The sequence below is a fragment of the Clostridium porci genome (genome assembly GCF_009696375.1).
Taxonomy (GTDB): Bacteria; Bacillota; Clostridia; order Lachnospirales; family Lachnospiraceae; genus Enterocloster; species Enterocloster porci.
Window position 1 is genome coordinate 1 of record NZ_VUMD01000010.1, and the last position, 26555, is coordinate 26555.

The 26555-nt window shown below is 43.4% G+C and carries 26 protein-coding genes; 6 read left to right on the forward strand and 20 right to left on the reverse strand.

The genetic code is table 11. The features are described from left to right. Positions 1–109 precede the first annotated feature (109 nt). The 6 genes from FYJ39_RS12040 to FYJ39_RS12065 form a co-directional block, all read right to left on the reverse strand. A complete protein-coding gene (locus tag FYJ39_RS12040) occupies positions 110–415 on the reverse strand; it encodes a conjugal transfer protein TraG (protein WP_195840424.1) in 306 nt (101 codons plus the stop codon). Beyond that, positions 412–882 carry a PcfB family protein gene (locus FYJ39_RS12045; RefSeq protein ID WP_154472710.1) on the reverse strand — a complete coding sequence of 157 codons (471 nt, stop codon included), beginning with the start codon at positions 880–882 and terminating at the stop codon, positions 412–414. Before FYJ39_RS12045 ends, FYJ39_RS12040 begins: the two co-directional genes overlap by 4 nt. 93 nt (positions 883–975) lie before the next feature. Next, entirely contained in the window at positions 976–1692 is a 717-nt protein-coding gene (locus FYJ39_RS12050) for an antirestriction protein ArdA (RefSeq protein WP_154472839.1), read from the reverse strand. After that, positions 1685–2032 carry a DUF7768 domain-containing protein gene (locus tag FYJ39_RS12055; RefSeq protein ID WP_118572189.1) on the reverse strand — a complete coding sequence of 116 codons (348 nt, stop codon included), beginning with the start codon at positions 2030–2032 and terminating at the stop codon, positions 1685–1687. The genes FYJ39_RS12050 and FYJ39_RS12055 overlap by 8 nt, the downstream gene beginning before the upstream one ends. Before the next feature lie 314 nt (positions 2033–2346). Beyond that, a complete protein-coding gene (locus FYJ39_RS12060) occupies positions 2347–3858 on the reverse strand; it encodes a ParB/RepB/Spo0J family partition protein (protein WP_235919823.1) in 1512 nt (503 codons plus the stop codon). Positions 3859–3989: 131 nt separating this feature from the next. Then, the gene (locus FYJ39_RS12065) at positions 3990–5444 is read right to left on the reverse strand and encodes a hypothetical protein (protein WP_154472712.1); all 1455 of its coding nucleotides are present in this window, start codon (positions 5442–5444) and stop codon (positions 3990–3992) included. 232 nt (positions 5445–5676) lie between these two features. Here FYJ39_RS12065 and FYJ39_RS20515 point away from each other — a divergent pair, with 232 nt between their 5' ends. Together FYJ39_RS20515 and FYJ39_RS12070 are read left to right on the forward strand one after the other, a co-directional pair. Next, positions 5677–5853 carry a hypothetical protein gene (locus FYJ39_RS20515; protein WP_178323747.1) on the forward strand — a complete coding sequence of 59 codons (177 nt, stop codon included), beginning with the start codon at positions 5677–5679 and terminating at the stop codon, positions 5851–5853. A 1-nt stretch (position 5854) separates the two neighbouring features. Further along, on the forward strand, positions 5855–6466 hold the full coding sequence (locus tag FYJ39_RS12070) for a GNAT family acetyltransferase (protein WP_154472713.1): 612 nt from the start codon (positions 5855–5857) through the stop codon (positions 6464–6466). Between the two features lie 38 nt (positions 6467–6504). Here FYJ39_RS12070 and FYJ39_RS20520 read toward each other — a convergent pair whose 3' ends face one another. Next, on the reverse strand, positions 6505–6660 hold the full coding sequence (locus tag FYJ39_RS20520) for a hypothetical protein (RefSeq protein ID WP_235919824.1): 156 nt from the start codon (positions 6658–6660) through the stop codon (positions 6505–6507). Positions 6661–6875: 215 nt separating this feature from the next. Between FYJ39_RS20520 and FYJ39_RS12075 the strand changes: the two genes are divergently transcribed. Beyond that, complete coding sequence (locus FYJ39_RS12075) at positions 6876–9194, forward strand: NB-ARC domain-containing protein (protein ID WP_407923841.1); 2319 nt, start codon at positions 6876–6878, stop codon at positions 9192–9194. Positions 9195–9353: 159 nt separating this feature from the next. Here FYJ39_RS12075 and FYJ39_RS12080 read toward each other — a convergent pair whose 3' ends face one another. From FYJ39_RS12080 to FYJ39_RS12135, 12 genes are all read right to left on the reverse strand, one after another. Continuing rightward, positions 9354–10055 carry a response regulator gene (locus FYJ39_RS12080; protein WP_154472714.1) on the reverse strand — a complete coding sequence of 234 codons (702 nt, stop codon included), beginning with the start codon at positions 10053–10055 and terminating at the stop codon, positions 9354–9356. After that, positions 10048–12744 (reverse strand): sensor histidine kinase, encoded by a 2697-nt coding sequence (locus tag FYJ39_RS12085; protein ID WP_154472715.1) that lies wholly within the window; start codon positions 12742–12744, stop codon positions 10048–10050. The genes FYJ39_RS12080 and FYJ39_RS12085 overlap by 8 nt, the downstream gene beginning before the upstream one ends. Positions 12745–12907: 163 nt before the next feature. After that, complete coding sequence (gene kdpC / locus FYJ39_RS12090) at positions 12908–13504, reverse strand: potassium-transporting ATPase subunit KdpC (protein WP_154472716.1); 597 nt, start codon at positions 13502–13504, stop codon at positions 12908–12910. 208 nt (positions 13505–13712) lie between these two features. Beyond that, positions 13713–15785, reverse strand: coding sequence for a potassium-transporting ATPase subunit KdpB (kdpB, locus tag FYJ39_RS12095; protein WP_154472717.1), 2073 nt, complete (start codon positions 15783–15785; stop codon positions 13713–13715). A 45-nt stretch (positions 15786–15830) separates the two neighbouring features. Then, positions 15831–17633, reverse strand: coding sequence for a potassium-transporting ATPase subunit KdpA (kdpA, locus tag FYJ39_RS12100; protein ID WP_287779214.1), 1803 nt, complete (start codon positions 17631–17633; stop codon positions 15831–15833). A 209-nt stretch (positions 17634–17842) separates the two neighbouring features. Continuing rightward, entirely contained in the window at positions 17843–18142 is a 300-nt protein-coding gene (locus FYJ39_RS12105; protein WP_154472719.1) for a hypothetical protein, read from the reverse strand. A 113-nt stretch (positions 18143–18255) separates the two neighbouring features. After that, on the reverse strand, positions 18256–19659 hold the full coding sequence (locus FYJ39_RS12110; RefSeq protein WP_154472720.1) for a TrkH family potassium uptake protein: 1404 nt from the start codon (positions 19657–19659) through the stop codon (positions 18256–18258). Further along, positions 19646–20338, reverse strand: a complete 693-nt coding sequence (locus FYJ39_RS12115) for a potassium channel family protein (RefSeq protein ID WP_154472721.1) — start codon at positions 20336–20338, stop codon at positions 19646–19648. The genes FYJ39_RS12110 and FYJ39_RS12115 overlap by 14 nt, the downstream gene beginning before the upstream one ends. After that, a complete protein-coding gene (locus FYJ39_RS12120) occupies positions 20328–20765 on the reverse strand; it encodes an NAD-binding protein (RefSeq protein ID WP_154472722.1) in 438 nt (145 codons plus the stop codon). Before FYJ39_RS12120 ends, FYJ39_RS12115 begins: the two co-directional genes overlap by 11 nt. 11 nt (positions 20766–20776) lie before the next feature. After that, positions 20777–21133, reverse strand: a complete 357-nt coding sequence (locus FYJ39_RS12125; protein WP_195840425.1) for a hypothetical protein — start codon at positions 21131–21133, stop codon at positions 20777–20779. A 338-nt stretch (positions 21134–21471) separates the two neighbouring features. Further along, the gene (locus tag FYJ39_RS12130) at positions 21472–22191 is read right to left on the reverse strand and encodes a response regulator transcription factor (protein WP_235919825.1); all 720 of its coding nucleotides are present in this window, start codon (positions 22189–22191) and stop codon (positions 21472–21474) included. Further along, positions 22184–23689: a DUF4118 domain-containing protein gene (locus FYJ39_RS12135; RefSeq protein ID WP_154472724.1), complete on the reverse strand. Its 1506-nt coding sequence runs from the start codon at positions 23687–23689 to the stop codon at positions 22184–22186. The genes FYJ39_RS12130 and FYJ39_RS12135 overlap by 8 nt, the downstream gene beginning before the upstream one ends. Positions 23690–23981: 292 nt before the next feature. On the opposite strand from FYJ39_RS12135, the gene FYJ39_RS12140 reads away from it, so the two are divergent. The 3 genes from FYJ39_RS12140 to FYJ39_RS21520 all read left to right on the forward strand — a co-directional run bounded on the left by FYJ39_RS12140 (position 23982) and on the right by FYJ39_RS21520 (position 25027). Then, positions 23982–24422 (forward strand): Hsp20/alpha crystallin family protein, encoded by a 441-nt coding sequence (locus FYJ39_RS12140; RefSeq protein ID WP_154472725.1) that lies wholly within the window; start codon positions 23982–23984, stop codon positions 24420–24422. Positions 24423–24494: 72 nt separating this feature from the next. Then, a complete protein-coding gene (locus tag FYJ39_RS12145) occupies positions 24495–24851 on the forward strand; it encodes a DUF308 domain-containing protein (protein WP_154472726.1) in 357 nt (118 codons plus the stop codon). Then, a complete protein-coding gene (locus tag FYJ39_RS21520; RefSeq protein ID WP_353847258.1) occupies positions 24788–25027 on the forward strand; it encodes a DUF308 domain-containing protein in 240 nt (79 codons plus the stop codon). Before FYJ39_RS12145 ends, FYJ39_RS21520 begins: the two co-directional genes overlap by 64 nt. A 157-nt stretch (positions 25028–25184) precedes the next feature. Here the strand turns inward: FYJ39_RS21520 and FYJ39_RS12155 are convergent, their stop codons facing one another. Then, entirely contained in the window at positions 25185–26042 is an 858-nt protein-coding gene (locus FYJ39_RS12155) for a magnesium transporter CorA family protein (protein WP_154472845.1), read from the reverse strand. Positions 26043–26555 lie beyond the last annotated feature (513 nt).

A 26555-nucleotide genomic window follows, 5' to 3' on the forward strand; every position in this document is an offset into this window, starting at 1 on the left:
CCTGTCCTCGTCGCCTACGGAAAGGCGGGAGTAAAGGGCTGTGATTTTGTTGTAATCATTCATGTGCATATCCTCCTGTGCGTCCATGTAGAGTTCTTTACACTTAAGATTATGCACTCCATCGGGCGGAGCCGTATTCCATATCCCTGCGAAACTTCCGGGCCTTCTTGATTTTGGACTGTACCACAAAGTACAGTATCACGGCCCCGGCCACGCCCACAGCGAGGTCGAAGAGCTCCAGCCCCGGCGCATAGGACTGAAACACCGGGCCGATAGTCTTGACCATGCCGAACAGGTTTTCACCAAGGTTGGCCCCAGCCGCCATACGGTAGGCGGTGCCGCACTTGGAGAAAAACCAAAAGGCTATGAGATACGGGAAATATGGAAGTACATATTTCTTGATTTTCTTGCTCACCGTTCTTCCTTCACCGCCTCTCTGGCCCGTTCCTTCTGCTTGGGCCTTGCCGCTATCTGTTCCACGAACTGCCGGAGCTGGCCGAGGATAGACGGCCTTTCCTGACTGCGGCCCATGACCTTTTCCGTGTATTTGGAGAAGGCCGCTGTGATAGCGTCCGCCTGATCTGCCTTGAAGAACAGCAGATAGTGGCCGGGACTGGTCTTGTGAAAAGCGTAGTCTACATGGAACTCCTTGGCAATACGGTCAAAGTCCCTGGGGGCTCCCACCAGTGTCATGGCGCTTTTGGTGCCGTAGTGGTTCATCAGCTTCTTTACGCTCTGCCTGCCGTGGGGCCGTTTTGCCGCCTCATGGTGTCTTTTCATTTCTGCCAGAACTTTTTTGCAGGCCGCCGCCAGCGCCCGCCCCGAGAGTTTGCCCGCTTTGACGGATATGGCAACTGTCCGTTCTTCTACATATTCCTGCATACTGCCTCCTTTCCTCCGGGAAATTTAGGGGAACCGGGAGGGCCCCGGGGAGCCGCCCGGACAGTGGAACCTCGGGCCAACTTGGCCCGAGGTCTACCGTTCCTCATGGGAAGGCCCCGTCTTGTCCTTGTGGGGCACAGGCGGAGCCTCCTTGAACTGCTTGATTGTCTCCAAAATGGAGCGTGTTTCCTCCTTCTCGTCCCGGGCGTAGACATGGGAAATACGGTATTCCTCGGGAATATCGTCCAGCCCGGTATAGTGCTCGATAAATTTGCTCTGATTGTCGAACACATAGCCGCCGGGGGCAAAATGCCCGCCCTCGTTGATACGCACATCCCGCCCGTATGCCTCGTAGTCGATGTAGTCGATCAGGTGCTCCGGCACCGTGAGAGCTTCAAACTCCAAGATATACATACGGCCCAGTTCTTCCTCGTCCTTCACTCCGGGATAAAACTCGAAGCAGTCAAGGTTTTGAGTCAGGTTGATTAAATCCTTGACGCTGCCTGTGTACTCCCCGGCGTCCATGACTGCTTCCAGCTTTTCCAGCTCGTCCGGGGTCATTTCTTCCAAAAGGTGCGCCAAGAAATTTAACTCGTCAAGGCTTTCGTATTCTCCTAGGTGGTCATACAGCCCCAGCACATCGCTCTGATAATCGGTGATGAAGTATTCCTCATAGCGTTTTCCGTCTATGCCAATCCGGGAGAACAGGGCCTGCACTTCCTCAATGGTAGTGGGAAATCTCAGGTATTCTCCGACTTCAACGCCCCGTTCCGGGTACATCCCCAGATTGGTCACATAGGCTTCAAACATCATGGCGGCCCTGCTGGTTGACGGTCAGGATACCGTCAAGGGTGGTGGCCGTGATATTGAGCCGCTTGGCAACGGCAATATCATTCTTCACATCCTCGTCCACCTCGCCGCCGCAGACCACAAGCACATGGGAGCGGCGCAACATATCCCGGCGCATATCAATCCCGTTCTTGTGTTCCTCCGGAATAGCGTCGTTGATGAACAGCGGCAGATAGAGAATGGGGCAGATAGGAGAAAAGCCCGCTTCGTATGCCATCCGGCAGTAGCGGGCCGCAAGCTCCATATCCGTGTCGGGGTCACCGCACCATGCGGCGGTGATGTATGCCAAAGGTCGTTTCAAGGTTTTGTCCCTCCGTTTCTACATATTTTAATAAGGCTGCGCTGGATAAGCCCAACCCCTCCGCCCCTTCCCGTGGGAAGGGGGACGGCTCAAAGGAATATATATCCCCGTCGCTTGCCGCCTGAGAGCATATCCGGGAGAAATCCGTCAAGGGTTCCTTTGGCACCGCCTGCGGCGGCTGTGGCCCTTGACTGATTTTCCCGGATATGCTACCTGAAAACCCGGCGACGGGGAATATGAAATATCCTTTGAGCTTCGGAGTGCGGGGCAGAGCCCCGCATACACCCTCGGGCCAACTTGTCCCGAGGTGGGCTTTACTTCTCCGCCTCGGGAGACTTCTTTTCCGGCTTGGCAACTTCCTTCTGCTGGCCCTTCCAGTCATCCAGAAGTTTGATGATCTGGTCTTTCATTTCCCTCGGGGCGGTTTCCTTCCCGAAGTATTTGCTCAGTTCCGCACCTGTCAAAATCACTTTGTCTACCTCCTTCTTATCCTCCATCATAATGCCGTCGATCACATCCCCATTCAGGACGCCCTTCTGGTCAAGCTCCCTCATGCGCTGGGCCTGCGAGAGAGAAGGGGCTGACTGCTGGCTTTCAATGGCAACGGCAATATACCGCTGGTTCTTGGGTTTGATGTAGGCCAGCTCCACCGCCGGGGTGAATTTGATCTGTCCGGCGTCCATCATTTTCTGCAAATCCGGCACAAGGTCATTGAGCTTGATATACCGCTGTACCTGTTTGACGGTCATCTTGTTGCGCTCGGCCACGATCTCATTGGAACGCCGCCCGGCGTCCTTCGGGTCAAGTTGGCCCGAAGTGTCCTCCCTGGCCCCTTGGTGCTTGATGGCCTCCAACTGCATTTTCAGGGCCTTGGCCCGCTCACTCGGCAGGATATTTTCACGCTGGTTGGTATTGTCTTCCACCATCTGCGTGATAGCCTGTTCATCTGTCAGGTTACGGACGATACAGGGCATATCCGTAAAGCCCGCAAGCTCGCTGGCTTTCTGGCGGCGGTGGCCCGACACGATCTCATAGCCGCCGTCCTCACGGGGGCGGACAATAGCGGGCTGGGTCACGCCCTTGTCCCGGCCGCTGGACACCATAGCCTTCATTTCCTCGTCGTTGCGGACTTGGAAGGGGTGGTTTTTGAAGGCGTGGAGCTCGGACAGCTTGATATAGACGATCTGCTCGTCCTTGGCCGGGCGGGGAGCCCCTGCGGGAACCGCAGGCGGTTCAGCCTGAACGGGAGCCTTTACCTCCGGCGCACCCTTGGCAGGCTTTGGAGCCTTGGGGGCTTTCTCTGCTTTGCCGGAGGGAGCGGCTTTTTCCGTTTTTCCCGGCTGTGCGGGTTTCTGTACCGCCTTATCCTTCTTGCCGGAAGCTTCCTTCTGTGCGGGAGCGGCGGCCTTGTCCTTGTCGGCCTTGGGCGGTCGGCCCCGGCGCTTCGGTGCCTGTTCCTGCTCTTTGGGCTTTTCCTGCTTCGGCCCGTCCTCTTTGGTCTGCGTAGGGGAAGCCCCTTTGCCCGGGACTTTTGCCTCCTGCTTGGCGGCGGCTTTTCCCGCCGCTTTCTTCTCGGCCATGATTTCAGAGAAGTTAAAGACGGACACGCTGGCCGCCTTCTGCTCCTTGGGAGCGTCAGCACCTTTCTCCGGCTGGGCGGTTGCCGCCTGCTCGGGAGCCGTGACCTTATCCGGGGAAACTGCTTCGGGAGCGGGCTGTTCCTGCTTGGGTGCCGGAGTGCCGCCGCCCGCCTCGGGCTGTACCGGGGCCGGGCCAGCGTCCGGCCCGGTTGCGTCAGTCACAATTTTCGATTTATCATCAGCCATTCGCATTACCTCCTTCTTATTTGATGGCATGAAAAAAGGGCCTGACCGTTTTCAGTCAAGCCCCATAGATAGGGATACCTCCTTTCCCTGCCCATGAAAAAACCGCCCTGTGTCTCGATAGGGCGGTAAATTCAGTAGGTTGGCAGTCCATTTTTAGTTGTTTTTATATGTATCCCTTTGTAAACCGACGCAATAATACCTTCTTGGATTTTTCTGTCCTTTATTCCTAATGCTTTTAATCTCATAGCATATAAAAGAGTCTCCATAATTGCAAATCCAAAAATATGTTCTTTATCCAATTGAATATCAAGATTGCCATGTGCCATATCATTTCGTAACGTGTTCATTTTAGATGCAATATTTTCCAACGGAGTAATTTCGTCAACTTCAGTATTGTATTCTTTTCCTAATTCATAAATCAAAAAAGGATCCATAATTGATGAACAATCCTTAATAACTAACAATATTCTATCTGCCAGACTATTTTCATCTGCGGCAATTCTCTTTCGAAATGTTGTCAAATATCTTTTTACTTTTCCAGATTTCTTGTTAATCAATTCATCCATTGCAACTAATGCATCATTTTTTGCCTCTAAATATTTTTCTGAACGTACTTCTTCCTCTGGATAAAGATTTGCATATTCTCTTTCAAAGGCGACAAAATCAAAAATCATTCTATCTGGTCCAAATTTGTTTGTTTTATCTATGCTGTCTGGTAAATGATCTATATAAATAATTCCTTCAAGAAAAGTTCTAAGTAATTCTGCAAACTTTTCACCAATACAATCATAAGAAAGAACTCTACGCTTCACTTTTGAATTGTTTTCTTTTTCATCGTTCATTCTTAGGTCATAAAATTTTCCAAACATATCCCGCAGATTTTTTTCACTAATATCAAAAATATCAATATTATTAAAAACGATATTGTTACGTCTCATTATGTATCTAAATGTCTGATATACACCTAAATATATTTCTTTTACAAAATCAAGTGACACCGCTTCTGAAAAAGAAGCAATAATTTCACTTGCGCTACGAAGTGGTTCTGGCGAAAAAGATTGATTTACCGTATATTGTGCCGTAAATTCAATTTTTACCCCATTCCATTCTATTGACCCCAATGAAGTTTCAACAATCCTTTTTACACCAACCTTAGTCACAATTTCTTCTTTATGGAAAGTTTCTATTAGATATGCTTTTTCTGGTGGATAAAACACATCTACATCCATTCCACTAAATTTTATTCCTCTGATTTTCGTCTCTTTTTTATTATATTTATGTTTTCCATCCTCATTATAATATTGATAACGCACTGAATCATATTCAAAAATAGAATATACATCGAACGATAAAAACCCTTCTTGATCAGAATGCTGTTCCGATACTTCAAATATTACATTTTTTCTGTTCGCCGTTACTCCATGCAAATGTATATTTTCAATAACTTTTCCACGTTCAAAAGGCGCGAACCATTCTTCTATAGATTTTGAATCAAATTTATCGGGGTATAAATCCAACCTTGAATTAGAAAATGAAAAAGGATATCTCTTATCCTCATACTCCACAAAGCCTTTCATATCAATCATTACTCCGTATACCTCCCAAATATAAGCTTATAGGTCTCATAACCAGAAAGACCCATATATTTGTTCCTTTTTTATTCTGTTGTCCCAACCAATTTTATCATTTGTTCCAACCACGTTCAATACCTATTCTTCACAATTTTTTCAAGAATTATTTTCATTTCCGTCATTGTGTTTTTCTCCAATATCGCATATACTAATTACATAGAAAACCACAAAACGAGGAGGTGTTATTATGGCTACTTCAAGCATTACTCATAATTTTGTCGTATCCAACCCGAAAAGCGTAAAACGTTTTGTTACTGCTCTTGAGGAGGCAGAACATGACCGCACACCAAAGCAGACACTTCCCGGACGCCAGTTAACCGATCCGAAAGAAATCTTAGCTTTAATGGCAAAAAGGAAGAAATAACATGTCTGATAAATATTTTACTATCAACATTCGGGCATATTTGGATAAAGACGAACCGACTTATATCGGAGAGGAAAGTCTTTACGATTTACTCTCCGATTTTTCCTGTCCAAAGAACCCTGATGTTGAATACTTTTTATTACATAATGCAATCGAATTTACCAAAAAGAATCAGTCTATTACTTATCTGGTATTTGATGCCGAAGATGCTTCACTGGTTGGCTATTTTTCTCTTGCAGTTAAACCGATTTCTGTCCGTGCCGCAAATATCAGCAAAACCATGGCAAAAAAACTTGCCCGTGTCAGCATTCTGGATGAAGAAACACAGTCTTATACTACAGCAGCATATTTGATTGCCCAATTAGGAAAAAACTATTCCTTGCCAAAAGAAAAACAAATTGCAGGATCTGTTCTTTTGGGATTTGCTCTGGAAACAATATCCAATCTCAAATACTCCGTGGGTGGAGTTATGGAATTTCTCGAATGTGAAGACAATGAGTTTCTCCTAAATTTCTATACCCGGAATCATTTCAAACCATTCGATATGCGTACTACCGTTCCTGTACACGATAGTGAACCGCATACTTTACACCAACTTTTAAAATTTATTTAATTCATGCAAAAAGAAACGACAGCCCTGCGATTTACATCTCAGGAAGCTGCCGCCTCTTTTTCATTTTCTTCTGTTTTCTCCTGTCCATTGTTTTTCTTTTCCTCCTCCAGTTCCCGGAGCAGCTCTTCGCCATATTTATCTAACATCCGCACAAGAAAATCAATGCACCGTTCAAATTCAACATTCTGTTTCACAAGCTTCTCCTTCCCCTTTTTTTATTCTGTGGTCATTCTACAGGAAAGTTTTTAGATTCTCATTGAATAGAAATTGAGTACAGATTGACTGTTACCCTGTTATTTTTTTGTTCATAAAACTGAAATGCCGTTGTGCAGAACATACGTTTGTGTTATGATAAAAGAAATTTAATACCAGATAAAAGAAGAAATGATACAAAAAGGTGGGATTGCGATTGGATCGATGCGATTTTAGTTCTATAATGACATGTTTAAAAAATCATATCAGCGAAAGTAACCAGATGAGCCAGCCTGAATTTTTATATGAAGTATTTGAAGATTTTATGAACAGCCCAGAAAACAAAGATTTTTCTTTTGATAATGGGCTGGTCTGCCGCTGGATGACAGGACAGGCAAAGATCAGCCCTAAAATCTCTACTTACTATGCCAAACCAAGTAAGCAGGAAAAACTGGCTGAAACAATACATCAAAATCTTCTGCCACTGATGACCGACTGCAACAAGGCACTGCAGGATGTTTACACCCTGTTTATGCAGGATACCACCGTATCCGAAGCGAAAAAGAACAAACTGGCATTACTGTACAAACCTGCGGATTCACGGCTCCTGTTTCTGGCAAAGCTAATCGCCTTTGGTATGGAGCGTCAATTTGTCAAAAGAGATACCAAAAACCAGAAACTGATTGCAGGTGGTGCCCTCTCCCCGGTTGTCCTGGATTATATCATGGACAGTGAAGTACCCAGACCATGCCGACATTTTGTAGGAAGGAAAGAAGAACTGGGAAAATTACACACAATGCTGGAAGAAAACAGCAAAGTATTTCTCTATGGGATTGCCGGGATTGGAAAAAGTGAACTGGCGAAAGCATATGCAAAGCAATACAAAAAATATTATACAAACATCCTTTATGTTGAATATTCTGGCGATTTGCATCAGTCAGTTACAGATATGGATTTCACTGACGATCTGCCGGAAGACAGCGAAGAAGAACGATTCCGAAAACACAACCGTTTTCTTCGCTCTCTGAAGGATGATACCCTGCTCATCATAGATAATTTCAATGTGACTGTTACACAGGACAGTTTTCTATCAGTAGTGTTGAAATACCGCTGCCGGATTCTTTTTACAACAAGGAGTAAATTTGATGGACACTGCATTCTGCAGCTAAAAGAAATATGGGAACCCTCCTGTTTGTTTCAGCTGACATCTGCATTTTATTCGGAAGCAGAAGAACACCGAACACTTGTAGAAGAGATCATAGAAACTGTTCACCGCCATACCTTTGCGGTAGAACTGGCGGCAAAACTTCTGGAAAATGGGATTTTGCCTCCTGAGCAATTACTGGAAAAACTCCGGGAGGAAAAGGCATCCCTTGAAAATGAAGACAAAATCAGTGCTATCAAAGACGGACAGAACAACAAGGCAACTTACTATAACCATATTCACACCCTGTTCTCCCTTTATTCCATTTCACAGGAACAACAGGATATCATGCGTGATCTGTGTTTTCTTCCTCCTGCCGGTATTTCCGCCCGCATCTTTGCTGACTGGCTTGGACTGACTACTTTAAATGACATCAATGACCTGATTGAGACAGGTTTTGTACAGGCAAACACCCGGCATACCATTTCCCTACATCCAATGATTCAGGAAATTGCCCTTTCTGAAACCAGACCTTCCATCACGAGCTGTCACACTTTGCTGGATTCCCTTCAAAAAATATGTTTGATGCACGGCATGGAGGTCAGCTATTACAAAAAATTGTTCCAGACAGTGGAAAATGTCATTCACCTGATTGAAAAAGATGATATATCCAAATACCTTCTGTTTTTAGAGGATGTCTTCCCATATATGGAGAAATACCTCTACCAGAAAGGTATGAAAGAAATTATCCGGGAATTGAAACAACTTTTGAAAGGAAATAATCATGGCACCTCTTCTGACCGGGCACTGTTGTTGGATTACCAGGCAACAGTGGAAACAAAACCAGAAAAAGCCATCAAACTGGAAAAAGAAGCACTTGCACAGATCAAAGAAATCACAGAAACTAATGCCCACCTTGTTTCCAACCTGCATGCCAATCTTGGTGGCCTTTACCGCATGAACGGTCAGACAGAACTTGCAAAAGAACACATGGAAAAGGGTATCTTGCTACTGGAACAGAATAATCTGCTTTATACCAATGACAGTATCCCGCAGATCAACAATTACGCCGCCTTATTGACAGAAATGCAGGAATCGGAGCGGGCAATGTCAGCTCTTCAGAAACTGGCACAGATTATCAAACACTATAATTCAGATCACTGTCTGGATTATGCACAGGTGCAGGAATCCATGGGAAATATCTGCCTGATCACAGCAAATATCTCACAGGCAAAAAGCCATTTCAAAAAAGCCATGAAAATCTATGAGAATGTCTGGGCAGATGAGCCAGAATTGATCGAAGAGAAATATCAGGAAATTCAAGAATTGTACCCACAGATTGGTATCGCACTGGCCAAAGGTATCTTGGCTTCAATAAATAAACAGGAATAATTTTACGGCGGACATGGTTGCCCGCCGTTATTTTTGCCAAGACTTTTTCCCAATTTTGGGAGAAAGCCCCTGTGTTATCATACTCATTTAGCTAACAATTACATTTCGTACTTTCGACATGCTTAGTAATCAGCTATAATTCTCTCATCAAACAGTTCTTTAATCCTGTTTCACCATACAATACCCAATCCCAACATGTGTCTGAATACACTTATTGGAACTGTCTTTCTTTTCTATTTTCTTCCTTACAGTCGCCACATGAACCCTGAGCGATGCAATATCTCCTTCAAAAGAACTTCCCCATATTTCCTTCGTGATGTGGGTATGGGTCAGCACTCTTCCAAGATTTTTCGCTAACAGGCATAAGATTTTATATTCAATCGGAGTCACATGAATTTCTTCCTCTTTCACATATACTGTCTGCATTTGATAATCAATTGTTAAGCTACCATTATGAAAGACCGGAATTCCCCCCTGCTGATTATTTTGTATGTACTGAATCCTTCGATAGTTTCCTCTGATTCTTGCAAGAAGTTCCGCTGTTGAAAATGGCTTTGTAATATAATCATCAGCACCGGCATCCAAGGCATCAATCTTATCTTTGTCTTCACTTCTGGCACTTATCACAGTAATTGGAACAGTTGACCAGGTACGTATTTTTCTTATTACATCAACACCATCTATGTCAGGCAGTCCCAGATCCAGCAGGATCAGTTCCGGTGCCTGTGTTGCAGCTTCCATAATCGCCTGACTCCCATTTTTTGCCACATGATATTTATAGTTTTCTGTCTCAAGGGCGGTTGTGATAAGACTGCGAATGGCAGCATCATCTTCTACCACTAATATATTTGAATTATTCATGAATCTCTACCTCCTCAGCAGGCACCGTAAAATCAAAAACGGCACCTTTCGGTTCATTATCATAAACCATTATTTTCCCACCATGTGCATTGATAATTGATTTACAAAGAGCAAGCCCAAGACCCAGACTCCGTTTCGAATCCGTTATTTCATTATTTGCCGTATAAAACATTTCAAAAATATGCGGTTTATCTTCATCCGGAATCCCATTTCCATGATCTGCGATCTGCACATGTACAAAACTTTTTTCTTTCTTTGTGGATATCACAATCTCTCCACCTGAAGGCGTATACTTCACCGCATTATCTACAATATTAATAATTACCTGAAGAATCAGTCGTGAGTCCACATTGACAAGCTGCATTTCATCCTCCATACTGACCCGTATCACAAACTCTCTGCTTTTCCTGCTGATATGCTTTAACGCTTCCTCAATCAGATCTTCCAGCATATCTGCCTGTTTCTTAATCTTCATGCCGCCTTCTTCAATCCTGGTTACGGACAAAAGATTTTCTACCAGATTAAGCAGCCAAAAAGAATCATCATAAATATAAGAATACACTTTTTCTTTTTTGTCCTCATTCAGTTTTCCCTGCAGAAGCATATCTGCATTTCCGCAAATGCTGGTTAGTGGCGTACGAAGGTCATGTGAAATTGATCTAAGAAGATTTGCCCTTAACTTTTCACTATTTGCCTTTTCCGTTGCAGCCTCTTCCCTGGTCCTGAAAACTTCCCGCTCCATAACAGTCGCCGACTCGGAAAGGATAGCCATTAACACATTACTCTCAAAAGCACCCAGTATCTCTCTATTCCCAATTTCAATTCCAACAACACCATACACCGCATCAAGGCTTCTGACTGCAAGATAATAACATGCAGCTTCGCTCAATGTTGCCGTAGTTGCTCCAGCCCGTTTATTGTTTTTAAAAACCCATTCGGCTACTGCATGTTCATTTTCGGTAATTAGTCTGGTGTAATGAGATTCATCCTTCTCACCGTTTGCATTATATATGACAGGATCATTCAAATGTTCCTCCTCCAGCCCATAATACACCACTGTGTGACTCAGGACTTTTCCCAACTGAGCAGCCATTGTATTTCCTATTTCTTCTACTGTTTTTCCATTTTGCAAAAGCTGGTTGGTATCCAGGATGATCTTTGTACGATATGCAAGTTTTGCCAGTTCTCTTGCCTGTGTTTTCATCTTTAGTGCAATATTGCTTGTGATAAGAGCTGCGATAAAGGAAATCACAAAGGTAACCGGATAACCCGGATCATAAGTATCCAGAGAAAACCTTGGGTCTGTAAAAAAATAGTTGAATACCACTACACTCGCTGCAGACTGCAGGAAAGAAATTGTTCGGCTTGATGTAATGATCGCAGTAATCATAACTCCCAGAATATATACCGTTATGATATTGGTATCGCTGAATTTCATTTCATAAAAAACAAAACCTATCACAGTTGATAAAAGCAGACAGACCATGGCACTCAGCATATTTTTGATTGTCATCGTGTGATCCATATTCTTCCGGAGTTTCTGTTTTTCTTTCTCCATTTTGCTGTCAGGAATAATGTAAATATCTATATCCGGTGCATACGCCGCAAGTTTATCTGTAAATGTAGGTTTGTGAAAGAAACTCCGGGAAGGAACGCTTCTTCCTGTGACAATTTTGGAAATGCCCGAGTTTCTTGCATATTCAGCGATCAGAAAAGGAATATCATCTCCACATACCGTTTCTATTTTTGCCCCCAGTTGTTCTGCCAGATGGATATTTTCTTTCAGGCGTTTTTTATCTTCCTGACCTCTTTTCTCTGCATTTGGTGGTTCTACATAAAGCCCCACCAGTAATCCGCCAAAGGCCTTTGCCATTCTGGCAGCTGTCCGGATAATCTTCGAATTCGATGGAGACGACGATATTCCCACAAGTATCTTCTCTTCCGTGTAGTACTCACCGCCAGCCTCTTTTTTTGTCCGTTCTGTGACAAGGTTTACCCTGTCCGCTGTTCTTCGCAATGCAATCTCACGAAGGGCTGTCAACTTTTCTATGGTAAAAAAATGATCCATAGCCCGGGAAGCCTGTTCCTCCCGGTACACTTTCCCTTCTTTTAACCTTTGAAGCAGGTCTTCCGGCTCAAGATCCACAAGCTGCACCTCATCTGCCATATCAAAAGTGGAATCCGGAATTCGCTCTTTCATAAAAATACCGGTAATGGAGGCTACAATATCACACATGCTTTCAATATGCTGTACATTGACCGTTGTATAAACGCTGATCCCTGCTTTCAGGATTTCTTCCACATCCTGATATCTTTTCTGATGACGGCTTCCTTCTGCATTGGTATGTGCATACTCATCAACCAGAACTACCTGCGGACATCTTTGCAAGACAGCATCTATATCCATTTCTTTCAATTTAATCCCATTATAATCCACCTGTTTTGCAGGAACAGTTTCCAGTCCCTGTGCCATCTTCATCGTTTCCGGTCTGGCATGGGGTTCCAGGTATCCAATCACCGCATCTACATGATTTTTCTGTAAGCTATGAGCGGCTTTCAGCATGGTATAGGTTTTCCCTACTCCCGCAGCGTATCCGAAAAATATCTTCAGTCTGCCACTGCTCTTCTTTTCTTCTTCTCTTTCTATATCTCTCAGGATTTTATCCGGATCCGGTCTTTCCTTGTCCATAATGATCTCCCTCTTCTCTCAGTCTTTGAGACTGAATTAAAATCGCGAATTTCAAAGAGGATTCGCGGGCGAGCTGCACAGCAACGAAGTTGCTTTCCTATGTGCAACTCTGCCATCCGCCGGAGGCTCAGTGTATTTTTATACCTCTGAGCCATCCTGTCTATTATAAGATTCCTTTCAACATCAGATTCACTTTCAATACATTGACTGTTTCCTCTCCGAAAATTCCTAAGATTTTATGGTTGGTACATTTGTCAATCATATCTTGTATCTCATCTTCCGTCATTTGGTTCGCTTTTGCCAGTCTTGGCACCTGATACTCGGCTGCTGCAACGGATATATCCGGATCAAGGCCGCTTCCGGAACAGGTTACCAGGTCCTCCGGTATCTGTTCTTTGTCTGCATCCGGATTTGCCGCTTTGATTTTTTCAACCCGTTGTTCTACCAGTTCTTTGTATTCCTGACTTTCAGGGCTTAAGTTTGACGGGCCGGAATACATCTTTGTATTTCCATCCTGATCGGTAAAGGCAGATACATTCATGATTCTGCCCCACATATATTCCTCACCGGTAAATTCCTGAGCTAAAAGCTCACAGCCATATTTTTTTTCATCTATTTCTATGATGCTACCGTTCGCCTTATCGGGAAAGAAAAGCTGTGAAGCTCCTGTAACAACTGTGGTGTATAAAATACCACAGATCAGTGTCATTGCCAGTACCATACCAACCGCTTTACCGAACACGGTTCCTTTTTTCTTCATATTGTTTTACCTCGACTTTCATTTTACATCCATATAGCAAATCGTAATGCAATGATTGCTGCAGCGAACAATATCATAACCAATGCCACAGCAGCATTCTTCACAATCTTCAAAAACAATGTTTTTCTCATATTCTCACTCTCCTTTGATTCAAGTCGAACGCACGTGAGACTTGGTGCGCCATACTGGTCAGCTTAATCTGATATCTTTATACGATATGGAAAGTTACCAGAAGAATGTCAATCAGCTTAATAAAGATAAACGGCGTAACAATTCCTCCTAACCCATAGACCAACAGGTTTCTGGACAATAATTTACCTGCAGATACTTCCCTGTATTTAACACCTTTCAGTGCCAGCGGAATCAGTGCAATGATAACCAAAGCATTGTAGATGATTGCGGAAAGCACTGCACTTTGCGGGCTGTAAAGCCCCATGATGTTCAGTCGGGCAAGTCCCGGGTAAAGCCCCATAAAAAGTGCCGGGATAATCGCAAAATATTTCGATACATCATTCGCAATACTAAAGGTAGTTAAACTTCCTCTGGTCATCAGAAGCTGTTTTCCGATTCTTACGATATCAATCAGTTTTGTTGGTGAGGAATCCAGATCCACCATATTTCCCGCTTCCTTTGCTGCCTGCGTTCCACTGTTCATGGCAACAGCCACATCTGCCTGCGCAAGAGCCGGTGCATCATTGGTTCCGTCACCAGTCATGGCTACCAGATGTCCTTTTTTCTGAAAATCCCGAATCATCTGTAATTTCCCTTCCGGGGTCGCTTCTGCAAGGAAATCATCCACCCCTGCCTCTGCTGCAATCGCCGCTGCAGTCAGAGGATTATCACCAGTGATCATAATCGTCTTAATACCCATTTTACGAAGATCTGCAAACTTTTCCTGCACACCGTCTTTTATAATGTCTTTCAGGTAAATGACTCCTAAAACGATATGGTTTTTTGCCACAACCAGCGGGGTTCCTCCTTTGGATGAAATCTCTTTCACAATATGATCACACTCCGGAGAATAAATTCCTCCACCTTTTACCACGTAATCTTTAATTGCATCTGCAGCTCCCTTTCGGATTTCTGTTCCGGCAAAATTCACGCCGCTCATCCGGGTCACTGCGGTAAATGGGACAAATTCCATATTTTTATCAGAAAGACTTCTTTCCCGGATTCCAAACTTTTCTTTTGCCAAAACTACAACACTTCTTCCTTCCGGTGTTTCGTCCGCCAGGGAAGACAGTTGTGCTGCATCCGCCAGTTCCTTTTCCGAAGCCCCATCTACCGGAATAAAGGCATCTGCACGACGGTTTCCCAGAGTAATCGTTCCTGTCTTATCCAGCATCAGAATATCTACATCACCTGCCGCTTCAATGGCTCTTCCACTCATTGCCAGCACATTTGCCTGGTTCAGACGGCTCATACCTGCAATGCCGATTGCAGAAAGCAACGCACCAATTGTTGTCGGTGCCAGGCAGACCAGCAATGCGACAAGGGTCGTAATAGATGTAGGATTCGCTATACCAGCCTGCTTTGCAGAGAATATGGAGTATGTATAAAGGGACATGGTAACCATAATAAATACGATGGACAATGCAACAAGAAAAATCTGCAATGCAATCTCATTCGGTGTCTTCTTACGATTTGCCCCTTCTACCATGGCAATCATTTTGTCCATAAAGGTTTCCCCTGCTTCACTGGTAATTCTTACAACAATCCAGTCAGACAACACAGTTGTTCCGCCTGTTACGGCACTCCTGTCTCCGCCACTCTCACGAATGACCGGTGCAGACTCACCGGTAATTGCACTTTCATCCACAGAGGCAGCACCATCCACAACTTCTCCATCACCGGGAATCTGTTCCCCCGCCTTTACCAGAACCAAATCTCCTTTTTTAAGGCTGGTAGACGGAATCACAGTAATTCTGTCTTTCTGATCCGGGGATGGGATCTTATGGGCGTCTACATCTTTCTTCGCCTTTCTTAAAGAATCTGCCTGTGCTTTTCCTCTTCCTTCTGCAATCGCTTCTGCAAAATTTGCAAACAATACCGTAAACCACAGGATCACTGCAATCGCACAGGTATAACCGGTAGGTGCATCTCCAATTCCGAAAATCAGAGAAATGAGCCAGAGCCCGGTAGTCATAATTGCCGACAGGTAAACCAGAAGCATGACCGGATTGCCTGCCTGCGTTTTCGGTTTTAACTTAATAAATGAATCTTTGATTGCCCTCATCACCATTTTTTTATCCGAGAGGGCAATTTTTTGTTTTTCTGCCATTTTTGATTCCTCCCTATGATCAAAGTATTCGATTATTCCGGATTTTTATCCTACGAACTCCGCAATCGGTCCCAGCGCCAGTGCCGGGAAGAAACTCAAAGCACCAATCAGCAGAACGATCACGATCAGCAGGAATACAAACATTCCATTACTGGTAGATAAGGTTCCTGCAGTAACTGCCAGTTTCTTTTTCTCTACCATACTTCCTGCGATTGCAAGGATTCCGGTAATAGGCAGAAATCTTGCCAGGAGCATCGCACCACCAAGGGTAAGATTTAAAAATGGAGTATCTGCACCAAAACCGGCAAATGCAGAACCATTGTTTCCTCCGGCTGATGAATATGCATACAACATTTCAGAAAAACCATGTGCCCCCAAGTTATTCAGGCTTTCTGCAACGGATGGAACCGCTGCTGCTATTCCACTGAATACCAATATGGCGATTGGTGTGGCAAGGCATACCAGGACTGCCCATTTCATTTCATAAGGTTCAATCTTCTTTCCCAGGTATTCCGGTGTTCTTCCGACCATCAATCCTGCAATAAATACAGTTAATATTGCAAATCCAAGCATACCGTAAAGTCCGCACCCTACGCCTCCGAATACTACTTCACCAAGCTGCATCAGAAGCATTGTGATCATTCCGCCAAGAGGCGTATAGCTGTCATGCATAGAGTTTACGGAACCATTGGATGCTGCCGTCGTCCATGTTGCCCATGTGACAGAGGAACCGATACCGAATCTTGCTTCTTTTCCTTCCATATTTCCACCAGCCTGTCCGTCAGTGGAAGTATCTACATATTCATTTTCTGAAAGGGCCGTAGATGCAGACTGCTCATTTACTGCTACTACAGACATTGCTGCAATTAACATCAGAAACATCGCCATAAAAACTGCGATTCCCTGTTTTTTGTCTTTGACATCACGTCCAAAGGAAAAGCATAATGCCGCAGGTATCAGAAGTAAAAACAACATTTCCAGCAAATTACTGAACCAGTTTGGATTTTCCAGCGGATGTGCAGAGTTTACGCCATAATATCCACCACCATTGGTACCCAGCTGTTTAATAGCAATCTGGCTTGCCGCAAAACCGAGAGGAATGATTTCTTCTGTAACAACTTCAGCATCCTCTACAACCTTTCCATCTACCGTTACGGCCTCCCCGTCGATCTTGGCTCCATCCAGATAATTGCCGTCGGAATCAAAAGCAACTGGCTCCATCAATTCTACAGTTTCTGCAGCTTTCCATGTCTGTGGCACACCCTGGGAAGCAATCATAAGTGCACCTGCCAGAGAAAGCGGCATTAAAACATACAGGGTAGATCTTGTCAGATCTGCCCAAAAGTTTCCCACACCATTTCCTTTTACTCTGGTAAATCCACGGATCAGAGCATATAGAACTGCAATACCCGTAGCCGGTGTCACAAAATTCTGAACCGTCAACCCCAGAGCCTGAGACAGATAACTGAGCTGTGATTCTCCACTGTATGCCTGCCAGTTTGTATTTGTCACAAAGCTTATGGCAGTATTCAGTGACAGATCCCAGCTCATCCCCTCTATATGCTGGGGATTCAATGGGAGGAATTTCTGGAACACCTGTAAAAGAAACAGTACCAGAAGTCCAAATCCGGAAAATGCCAGTACACTTGCCAGATACTTTTTCCATGACATATCTTCTTCCGGATCAATATGTAACACTTTATAAATTCCTTTTTCACACGGTGCCAGAATTCCGGTCAGGAAAACTTTCTCCCCATTCATCGCCTTGCTGATATAACGTCCTAACGGAATTGCAAGCAAGACGAGCACCGTCAGATAAAATATATATTGTATGATCGCTCCCATCACATCTTTTCTCCCTTCATTAAAATTACAAAATAATAAATCAATAGTGCTGTCGCACAAATTCCTATGACTGCTGTGATGATATTCATCTCTTTGCCTCCTTTTCTCATAGTCCTGGCACTCTTTCTTGAGTACTTTTTTAATCTACTACTTTCTCTTATAAATTTCTGTTAAGCAGAATGCTCTCCATTTAAAGAAGTTATAAAGTTTTATTATTCAATAGGTTCTTCCTCAACACTATACATACAGTTCTTAATCGGGCAGAAAATCCCATAGCGTTCCAGATTATATCTGGCAGGTTCATATCCCTGATCCAGATCATATGCATTCTTAAAACATTTCATCGCCTGTACATGACGGCATTCTTTTTCAAGTATTAGCCCCAACAGGTTATGAAAAGCAGGAGTTTTCGGGCTATTAATAATTGCCTGTTCTGCCAGTTTTTCCCCTTTTGAATATTCACCATCCTCAATACACTTTTCTATTTCATATATCATTTTTCCGTATTTCATGAACTTACCTCCTGATACACTCGTTTGTTTTCTTTTTATGATCTGATACTATCATTCTCATTTTTAAAAATGTATAAAGAGGCTCCTGTCCCATATTAAGAACCTTAAAAAGATTATCTGTTTTTGAAAAAAGCCTGAATCAATACAAAAATCTCCAGTCTCCCTAAAATCATCCCTATGATCTCAATCAATAGGCATACGGAACTTGTTCCTGCATTCGTAACTCCAATGGAGAGTCCCACCGTACCAAGTGAGGAGGCAAACTCAAAGGCCCCTTCCAGTAAGGTACATCCGGAAAAGAATGTCAGAGCAATCGTCCCTGCCACATAGACCAGAAGATACGTCTGCGCATAGGTAGAAGCTTCTTCCACCTGTGTTCTGTCCAGTAATTCGTTTTCTGTTCCCTTACAATAATACGTGAGCGTTACCGTCCGGTCCGATATCATCTTTTTCTTCACATTCCATGCCAGATTCTTCATCAACCTGCATACCCTGCCCAGCTTAATTCCTCCTGCTGTAGATCCGATCCCACCGCCAATGATCATAAGCGAGATCATGATACCCAGCGCTGTCTCGGGCCACTCACGATAACTGCAGGTAGCATACCCAGTGGTGGATAATGCAGAGAACGCATTAAAAAAAGCCAATTCTGTACTCTCTCCTGCTGATATCCCACTTTTTGCCAAAAACAATGTCATCACTGGAACCGTGATCACGGTCAGGCCAGCCAAAAAACGGATCTCACTTGCACGCAGGAAATCCCGGATCCGTCCACGGAACAATAACAGCAACAAAGAAAAATTCGTTGTTCCAATCATCATCAGCAAAACGGTGATCCATTCAATGGGAAGGGAATGGTAATAGCCGATACTGTCCAGCCGGTTGGAAAAGCCGCCGGTCGATAATGCACACATGGTATGAACGATGCTGTCAAAAACAGGCATCCCGCATATGGTATACAAAATCGTGCCTGCAATCAGGAAAAATCCATACATCATTCCAATCACTTTTGCTGTTTTTCCAATGGTAGGCATTAATTTGTCCGGATGCCCCTCTGCCTGGTACAACGTAACCGAATCCTTTTCCTGTATAAAAAGGAGCATCATCATCACAAACCCCAGACCTCCCACATACTGCAGGAAACCTCTGTAGAAAAGGAAAATATGCGGCAGCCGCTCCACATCCAATACGGAAAGTCCGGTTGTGGTAAACCCGCTTACCGATTCAAAAAGAGCCTGTACAGGAGTCATATTTCCATACAGCCAGAATGGGAATACCGCAAGTATGAATCCATACATCCAGGTAAATACCACCATCCGGCTGCTGCTCATATTTCTTTTCTTTCTGTGGCATACAACCATCCCCAGTGCAATGGAAACTGCCGCTGGCAGCAAGAACTGCCAGATAAAAACGATTTCTTCGGGGTAAAATGGGAGAACCAGAAGCGGAACAAACAGGATACAGCCCTCTAATACCATCATTTTCCCCATCACTGATATTCCATTACGATGCAGCATATTCCGTCAGCTCCTTTATCTGGTCAAGTTTACTCTTGTCCGAAGTAATGATCAGAAGCACATCCCCTTCTGTAATACGGGTATCCCCTCTGGGAATCAGACTCCGGTCTCCCCGAAGGATACAGCCGATGATCACTTCCTTGGGGAGATTCAATTCCCATAATTTCTTCCCCGCAACTAATGAATTTTTCGGAATTGGCAGTTCCAGAATCTGAATCCTTCCCTCGTCAACCGGTATCAGTCTGGTCATCTCATCCATGACTGCCTGTTCCTCCATGATGTTCGTAATCATATTCAGTGCACAGACCACCCGGTCAATTCCCATCTGGTAGAAAAAATCTGTTTTCGATGGATCATTTAAAAGAGCCACTGTTTTCTTCACATGAAAGAACTGTTTACACATTTCACAGATGACAAGATTACTCTCATCACTGTCTGTCAGTGCAATCGCCACCTGGCAGTTTCCGGCAGCTGCATCCTCTAAAATAAACTTTTTACTTCCGTCTCCGAAAATAACATTCAGCCTGTTCACTTCTGCCAGTTTTTCACAGGCTTCATAATCCTTATTAATGACTGTCACACGATATCCCTTTTTCAGCAAAGAAGTGGCAAGGGATCTGGCTTTATGGAATCCTCCCACGATCAGAATACTTTTTTGTTCTCTCTTTTTATTCCACATGTGTTCCACCTCCGATTTCGATGTAATTGGCAATTTCCTTCTCCGACAATTCTGACGGGCAGATTGTATCGATCCCCATCTCTTTTACCAGTGCAATCTTCTCTTCATCATAGATCCTTGCCACAACCTTCGGAATATGGAACATCTTTTTTGCAATTTGCGCCGCACAGATATTCACACAATCATGATCGGTAACAGCAATAAAAGCCGCAGCATCTGCAAGACCAGAAGCTTCCAGTCTCTCCATATCTGTCGCACTGGCTGTTAACGTCAGTCCGCCATAAGAATATGGCAATTTCCGGAATGCCGTTTTATCACAATCAAGAACCATTACATCTTTTTTCTCTTCTGAAAGTTTTCCCGCTATGCTTGCACCCAGACGCCCGCATCCAGCGATCACCGTACATTCATTTCCCTTTCCTGTCATTTCAATCCCTCCTATTTTCTTACAAGATGTCCTACATGATGTTCATCGTAAACCACTTTAAACTGCGGATCATTCTGCACCGGACAATCCTCCTCTGTATAGGCACATCTTCCGGAAGGATACATGGTCCCATACTGCTCCATGTTATATCGTGCGGGAATGTAAGTCGGATCCAGTGCATAAGCTGCACGGAAATGTTTCATTGCAAGAACATGATTACGCTCTTTTTCCATCAGGATTCCCATCAGGTTATGAGGGATTGCGGAATGCGGATTCTGAAGCATTGCCTCTCCCAGTTTTTTTTCACATTCTTTATATTCATGCTGAACAATCAGCCTTTTACATCTGTTTTCTAATTTCTCAGTCATTTGGTTCTCCTCCTTTTATTATCAAGTACGCCACCGGCGTACTTGCCGCGAGGCGCGCGCTCCGAAGGAGCTTTCGACTGCGCGCCTCTGCGATCCGCCAGAGGCACAACTTCAGAAGGGATCCTCACCCACTTCTGAAGTTGTACCCGTAGTATATCTTTTTACCTGTGGGAATGGTGTGGGAATCGATTCACCGGTTGTGAGAATCCTGTGAGATTTTTCAGAATGTGTGAAGAAGTTGTGAGATCAGACGACTGTTGTGAAAATGGTGTAAGAAAAAAGAGGATGCAAATCTTTACTGCTCGATTTACATCCTCTTTTTTCATCTGAAATTATTTTTATTTTACGAATTCCTGCTCCCGCATCCGGTATCCGATTCCTATTTCCGTTTCTATATACTCCGGTTTTGCCGGATTCCGTTCGATTTTTCTTCGGGTGGAAGCCATTACAGAACGAAGTACCTGTGTATCTTCCCCGTATCCTTCTCCCCATATCTTCCGTAAAATCGTATGGTAGGTAAGTACCTTTCCCGGATTCTGCATAAATAAAAGCAACAGCTGATATTCCAAAGGGGTCAGATGAATCTCCTTGTCATCCTTATAGGCAATATGCGCCCCGTTATCCAGTTTCAGACCTCCATTCACATATACCGTATCATCCGGTCTTTCCTCTGATTCCAAATGATTCATACGGTAATAGTGTCGCAGTGCCACTCGGATTCTGGCCATCAGTTCTGTAGCGGAAAAAGGTTTTGTCAGATAGTCATCCGCTCCATCATCCAAAGCCGCTGCCTTTTCTTTATCCTGATCCCTTGCAGAAACAATTATTATCGGAACTTCCGACCATTCACGGATTTTATGGAGCACTTCCATTCCATCCATATCCGGAAGCCCCAGATCCAGTAAGATCAGATCTGCATTTTTCCTTACCATATAGGAGATGCCATCTTTCCCATTTACTGCGCCTTCCACAAAAAATCCAGCATTTTCCAATGTATAAGCCATAAAATTCTGTATCTGTATATCATCTTCAATAATCAATATCTTTTCTTTAAACAATTTCACTTTCTCCTTCCGTAAGCGATAATGTAAAGAGAAACTCTGCTCCCTTCCTATCCGTCCGGTTCCCTCCGGTGATCGTTCCACCATGAGCATTTACCACCGTCTCACAGATCGTAAGCCCCAGCCCGATTCCTCTTTTTACATCAGCAGAACGGGATTTAGACGTATAAAACATTTTAAACAAATTTGGAACATCTGCTTCTGCAATTCCCTCTCCTTCATCCCGGACAGAAACCAATAGTTCATCTTCTGTGTAACTGACAGAAACAGTAATGGCTTCCTGCGGTCTTGTGTGTTTTACTGCATTGTCCAGCAGATTGGTAATTACCTGCTCAATCAGCTTTGCATCAATGGGCACTAACCGGAACTCATCCGGTATCTCTACCTGTATCTCCCGCTCTGGAAAGCTTCGTTCCACATGGGCAACCGCACAGCCGATCACCTCTTCGATTGCTTCCATTTCCTTATGTATCACAATCTTGCCATCCTGCAGCCTTGTCAGGCTTAAGATATTCTCGACCAATGATTTCAGCCAGTCGGCATCCTGATAGATACCTTGAAGGAGTCCCTGACGTCTGTCTTCTTTGTCAGTCATATCCATCAGCATTTCCGCAGTTCCCATGATACCCGACAGTGGTGTCCGAAGATCATGAGAAATCGCACGCAGAAGATTCGCACGTTCTCTTTCCCGTTCCATATTTTCTCTGTCACGCACTCTTTCTACCGTTACTTCAATACGTTCCATCGCCATGGAGACATTTTCTATGATAGAATGCAGCAGCTTTTTCTTTTCCTGCAGCTTTTCCGCATGAACGGTTTTATCAATTTTTACCACTGCCAGCAAATGTTCTCTCCCATTAACCGGATAACCATAACTATCCTCTTCTTCCAGATATTCTGTCCGAAGATCCATATATTTCTTCCGAATCTCTTCTGCATCCGGCACTCCTCTGTGAATCTGTTCTTTTCCTGACTGCTGAATGTAGAGCGGTTCAGACTGTCTTCCAATATAAATACATCCGACATTTACCTGAAAAAGATGGCTGATGCTTTCTGCAGCTATTTTCAAAACAGCTTCCATATCCGACGCATCAGACAACTTACTGGAGAGCATATATAAGATCTGGCTTTCTTTCCCTCTTTCATTTGCTTCTTCCGTTAATAGTTTTTCTTTTGTTGTCAGGGCACTCGTGAGAATGGAAGTTGTCAGCATGATTGAAAAAGTAATCAGATACCCGGGATCATTTACTGCAAGCGTATGATAGGGTTCCGTAAAAAAATAATTATAACATAGGAGTGAAACCACTGAAGATAAAATCCCATACTGATATCCTGATGTAAACCTCGCAACCAAAAGAACAGCCAGAAGATACATCACAACAATATTCGTCTCCGGAAATCCAAGTCCTGTAAATATCTTTCCAATTATGGTAGCTGCTAAGACAATTGCCGCCAGTTTTAACAGCCCCAGCGGTACTTCTCTCATTTTACTCATTACAATCGCCTCTTTATTGTTTATTATTCAAGTACGCCACCCATTCAGTATAGCACACACAGGTTGTTTTTCAATCCCAGGAAAATGTGACATTTCAGTTTACAAAATTTTGGTCACAAAATCTTCACATTTTTATTAGCGCTCCCTATTGACGAGTGCTAATACATGTGTTATATTACACACAGAACAAAGGCGATGGAAATGATTCATCCTCCTAATATTCATAAATCAACACTTCGGGTTTCTCCGATAGTGCAAACTTTAGTTTATGTCATGAAAGGAGATATGACTTATGTTAATGCCTAGTATTTTGGGAGAAAGTTTATTTGATGATTTTATGGATGATTTTGCATTTCCGGACATCGATAAAAAATTGTATGGGAAACATGCTCCCCATATCATGAAGACCGATGTGAAAGAAAAAGACAACACTTATGAAGTGGACATTGATCTTCCCGGATTTAAGAAAGACGAGATTCAGTTCCAGCTTGAGAACGGTTATGTAACGGTAAGTGCAGCAAAAGGTCTGGATAAAGATGAAAAAGATAAGGAAGGAAAATATATCCGCCGCGAACGTTATGCTGGAAATGTAAGCAGAAGCTTTTATGTGGGAAACAAGGTTCAGAAGGAAGACATCCATCCGAAATTTGAAAATGGTATTCTTTTCTTTACTATTCCAAAAGAACAGAAGGCAGTTGAAAACAACTCCCATTATATTCCCATTGAAGGTTGATCTTAAACGGGCAGGGAATAAAACCCCTGCCTGTTTTAAACGCCAAATACAATTCGGAAAGAGGTTTTTGGTATGAGTAAAACGACATCAAGAGTATTATGGATTTTAGCCGGAATTCTTCTGATTATAACCGGGATCGGGTGTTTGAGGAATCCCGGAGAGATTCTTTATGCTCTTCCCATTATCTTTGGAATTGCCATGATGTTTTCCGGCATAATAGATATTGTGATATTTGCAGCCGGGCATGATTATATGGCAGGCTCCGGCTGGTTTCTTGCTGACGGCATTCTGACCGTACTGATGTCTTTATTCATTCTGGGAAATAGCTGGTTTACCGCAATGACGATTTCCTTTATTTTAGGAATGTGGCTGATTTTTCAGGTATCACCAAATTGGTTCATTCTTTTGACCTTCAAAAACTTGGAGTAAAGGGCTGGGGCTGGTTTACGGTACTTGGAATCCTGCTGACTGTGATTGGTTTTCTGTCATTCACACATCCATTTGCTGGTATTACAGCTATGGCCTGGGCAATCGGATTTTTCCTGATCCTTCAGGGTATTGTATCCGTTATGCGTGGATGCTTTTCCAACCGTTTCTGGTTGTAAAAATATAACCAAAACTAACATTTGCCAAGGAGGAAAAAGGCACCTCTTCATATAGATTCGGCTGCATACAAAATTGTGTGCAGCCATTTATTTTTCTCAACCTGATCCATTATTTTAAAAGCCACTCTTTTCTTTCTGAGAACCAATCACATATTTCTTACAACAACTTTTTCTTTTTAAAATATATTATTTCAAAAATAATCGTTATTGCTGCAATTACAATCACTGCAACATATCCATATTTCCACTGTAGCTCTGGCATATTTACAAAATTCATACCATACCATCCAGTCAAAAGTGTCAAAGGAAGGAATATTGTTGTGACAACTGTAAGAATACACATAATCTTATTCTGCTGTGCTTCTTGCTGAGATTGATACAGTTCACGTAACTGAAGTATATTTTCTCTAAGCAAATGCACATGGTTCTGCAGTCGCTCTGTCCTAAGTGCATAACGATTCCACGATTCTGTATTACGGATAATAGGCAGTCCGTCTTGAGACTGTAATAAATCACCAATCATAGCCAGCTGTTCATAATATGCATCCAGCTCAGATAGTTTCTGTCGATACTTTGTAAGAACCGAAAAGAAATTATTTGGAACACCTTTTATAAGCTGATCTTCCATCTTTTCAATTTCTTTTTCCAAATGTAACAAATATAGAAGATCATTTTCAATCATCAATTCCATCATCTTAAGAAGAAACTGATCCGGTGATTTCAACTCCTGAAACTGTTCTTCCTTTTTCTCTATCCAGTGTTTCAGTTCCCCACTGTCCTCAATTAAAAAAAGTTCTTTATCTGTCAGGTAAAATCCACAGACAACCTGCGGTGTACGTTTTTCATTTTTTTCCGGTACCCGCAAAGTTCCCAGAATACAATCCCGAAACACTTCCGCTTTACAGTATCGGATTGATCTTATACTGTGTAATAATTCGTTATCATGCGGAAAATCTTTCTTCAACTCACGAAATTCATCTTCCCGTAAGATCGTAAGGCAATGTATATTCACCATAGGATTACTCATACTCCTTTCATCACATTTCTTAACAAACAAGAATACTCTTTATTCATGTAAAATGCAAATATAAAACTGAAGAATTCTAATTTAATGGTCTTCGTGCATATTGCGGAGTTGAACGGTCGATTTTATGGAGCAAAACGGCCTCATTCCATTCCGAAACAGCCAACAAATTTGGTGGTTGCAGAATAATTCTTTATTCTGCTTGATTACACATAAGTACAGTCCGAAACCGTGTCAATGGGGCATTTATGCCGGCTTTAGCCCCTGCCATTGACTCGGATTGAGGATTGTGCTATTCGACCGATGAAAATCATTATTTGGCCGTTAGAAAACGGAATTGCGGCCGTTGGTCACCGTAAAATGCAGCCTTCGTCATTATCGAAACATCTTATTCTTCTTGTATTCCTATTTTCAAAACATTTTTCTCATTTCATACTCAATTTTCTCTCAATGCCTTATCCCTCCATCTTTTGTATGCTTTTCCCACAGCAGTCCAGTACCACG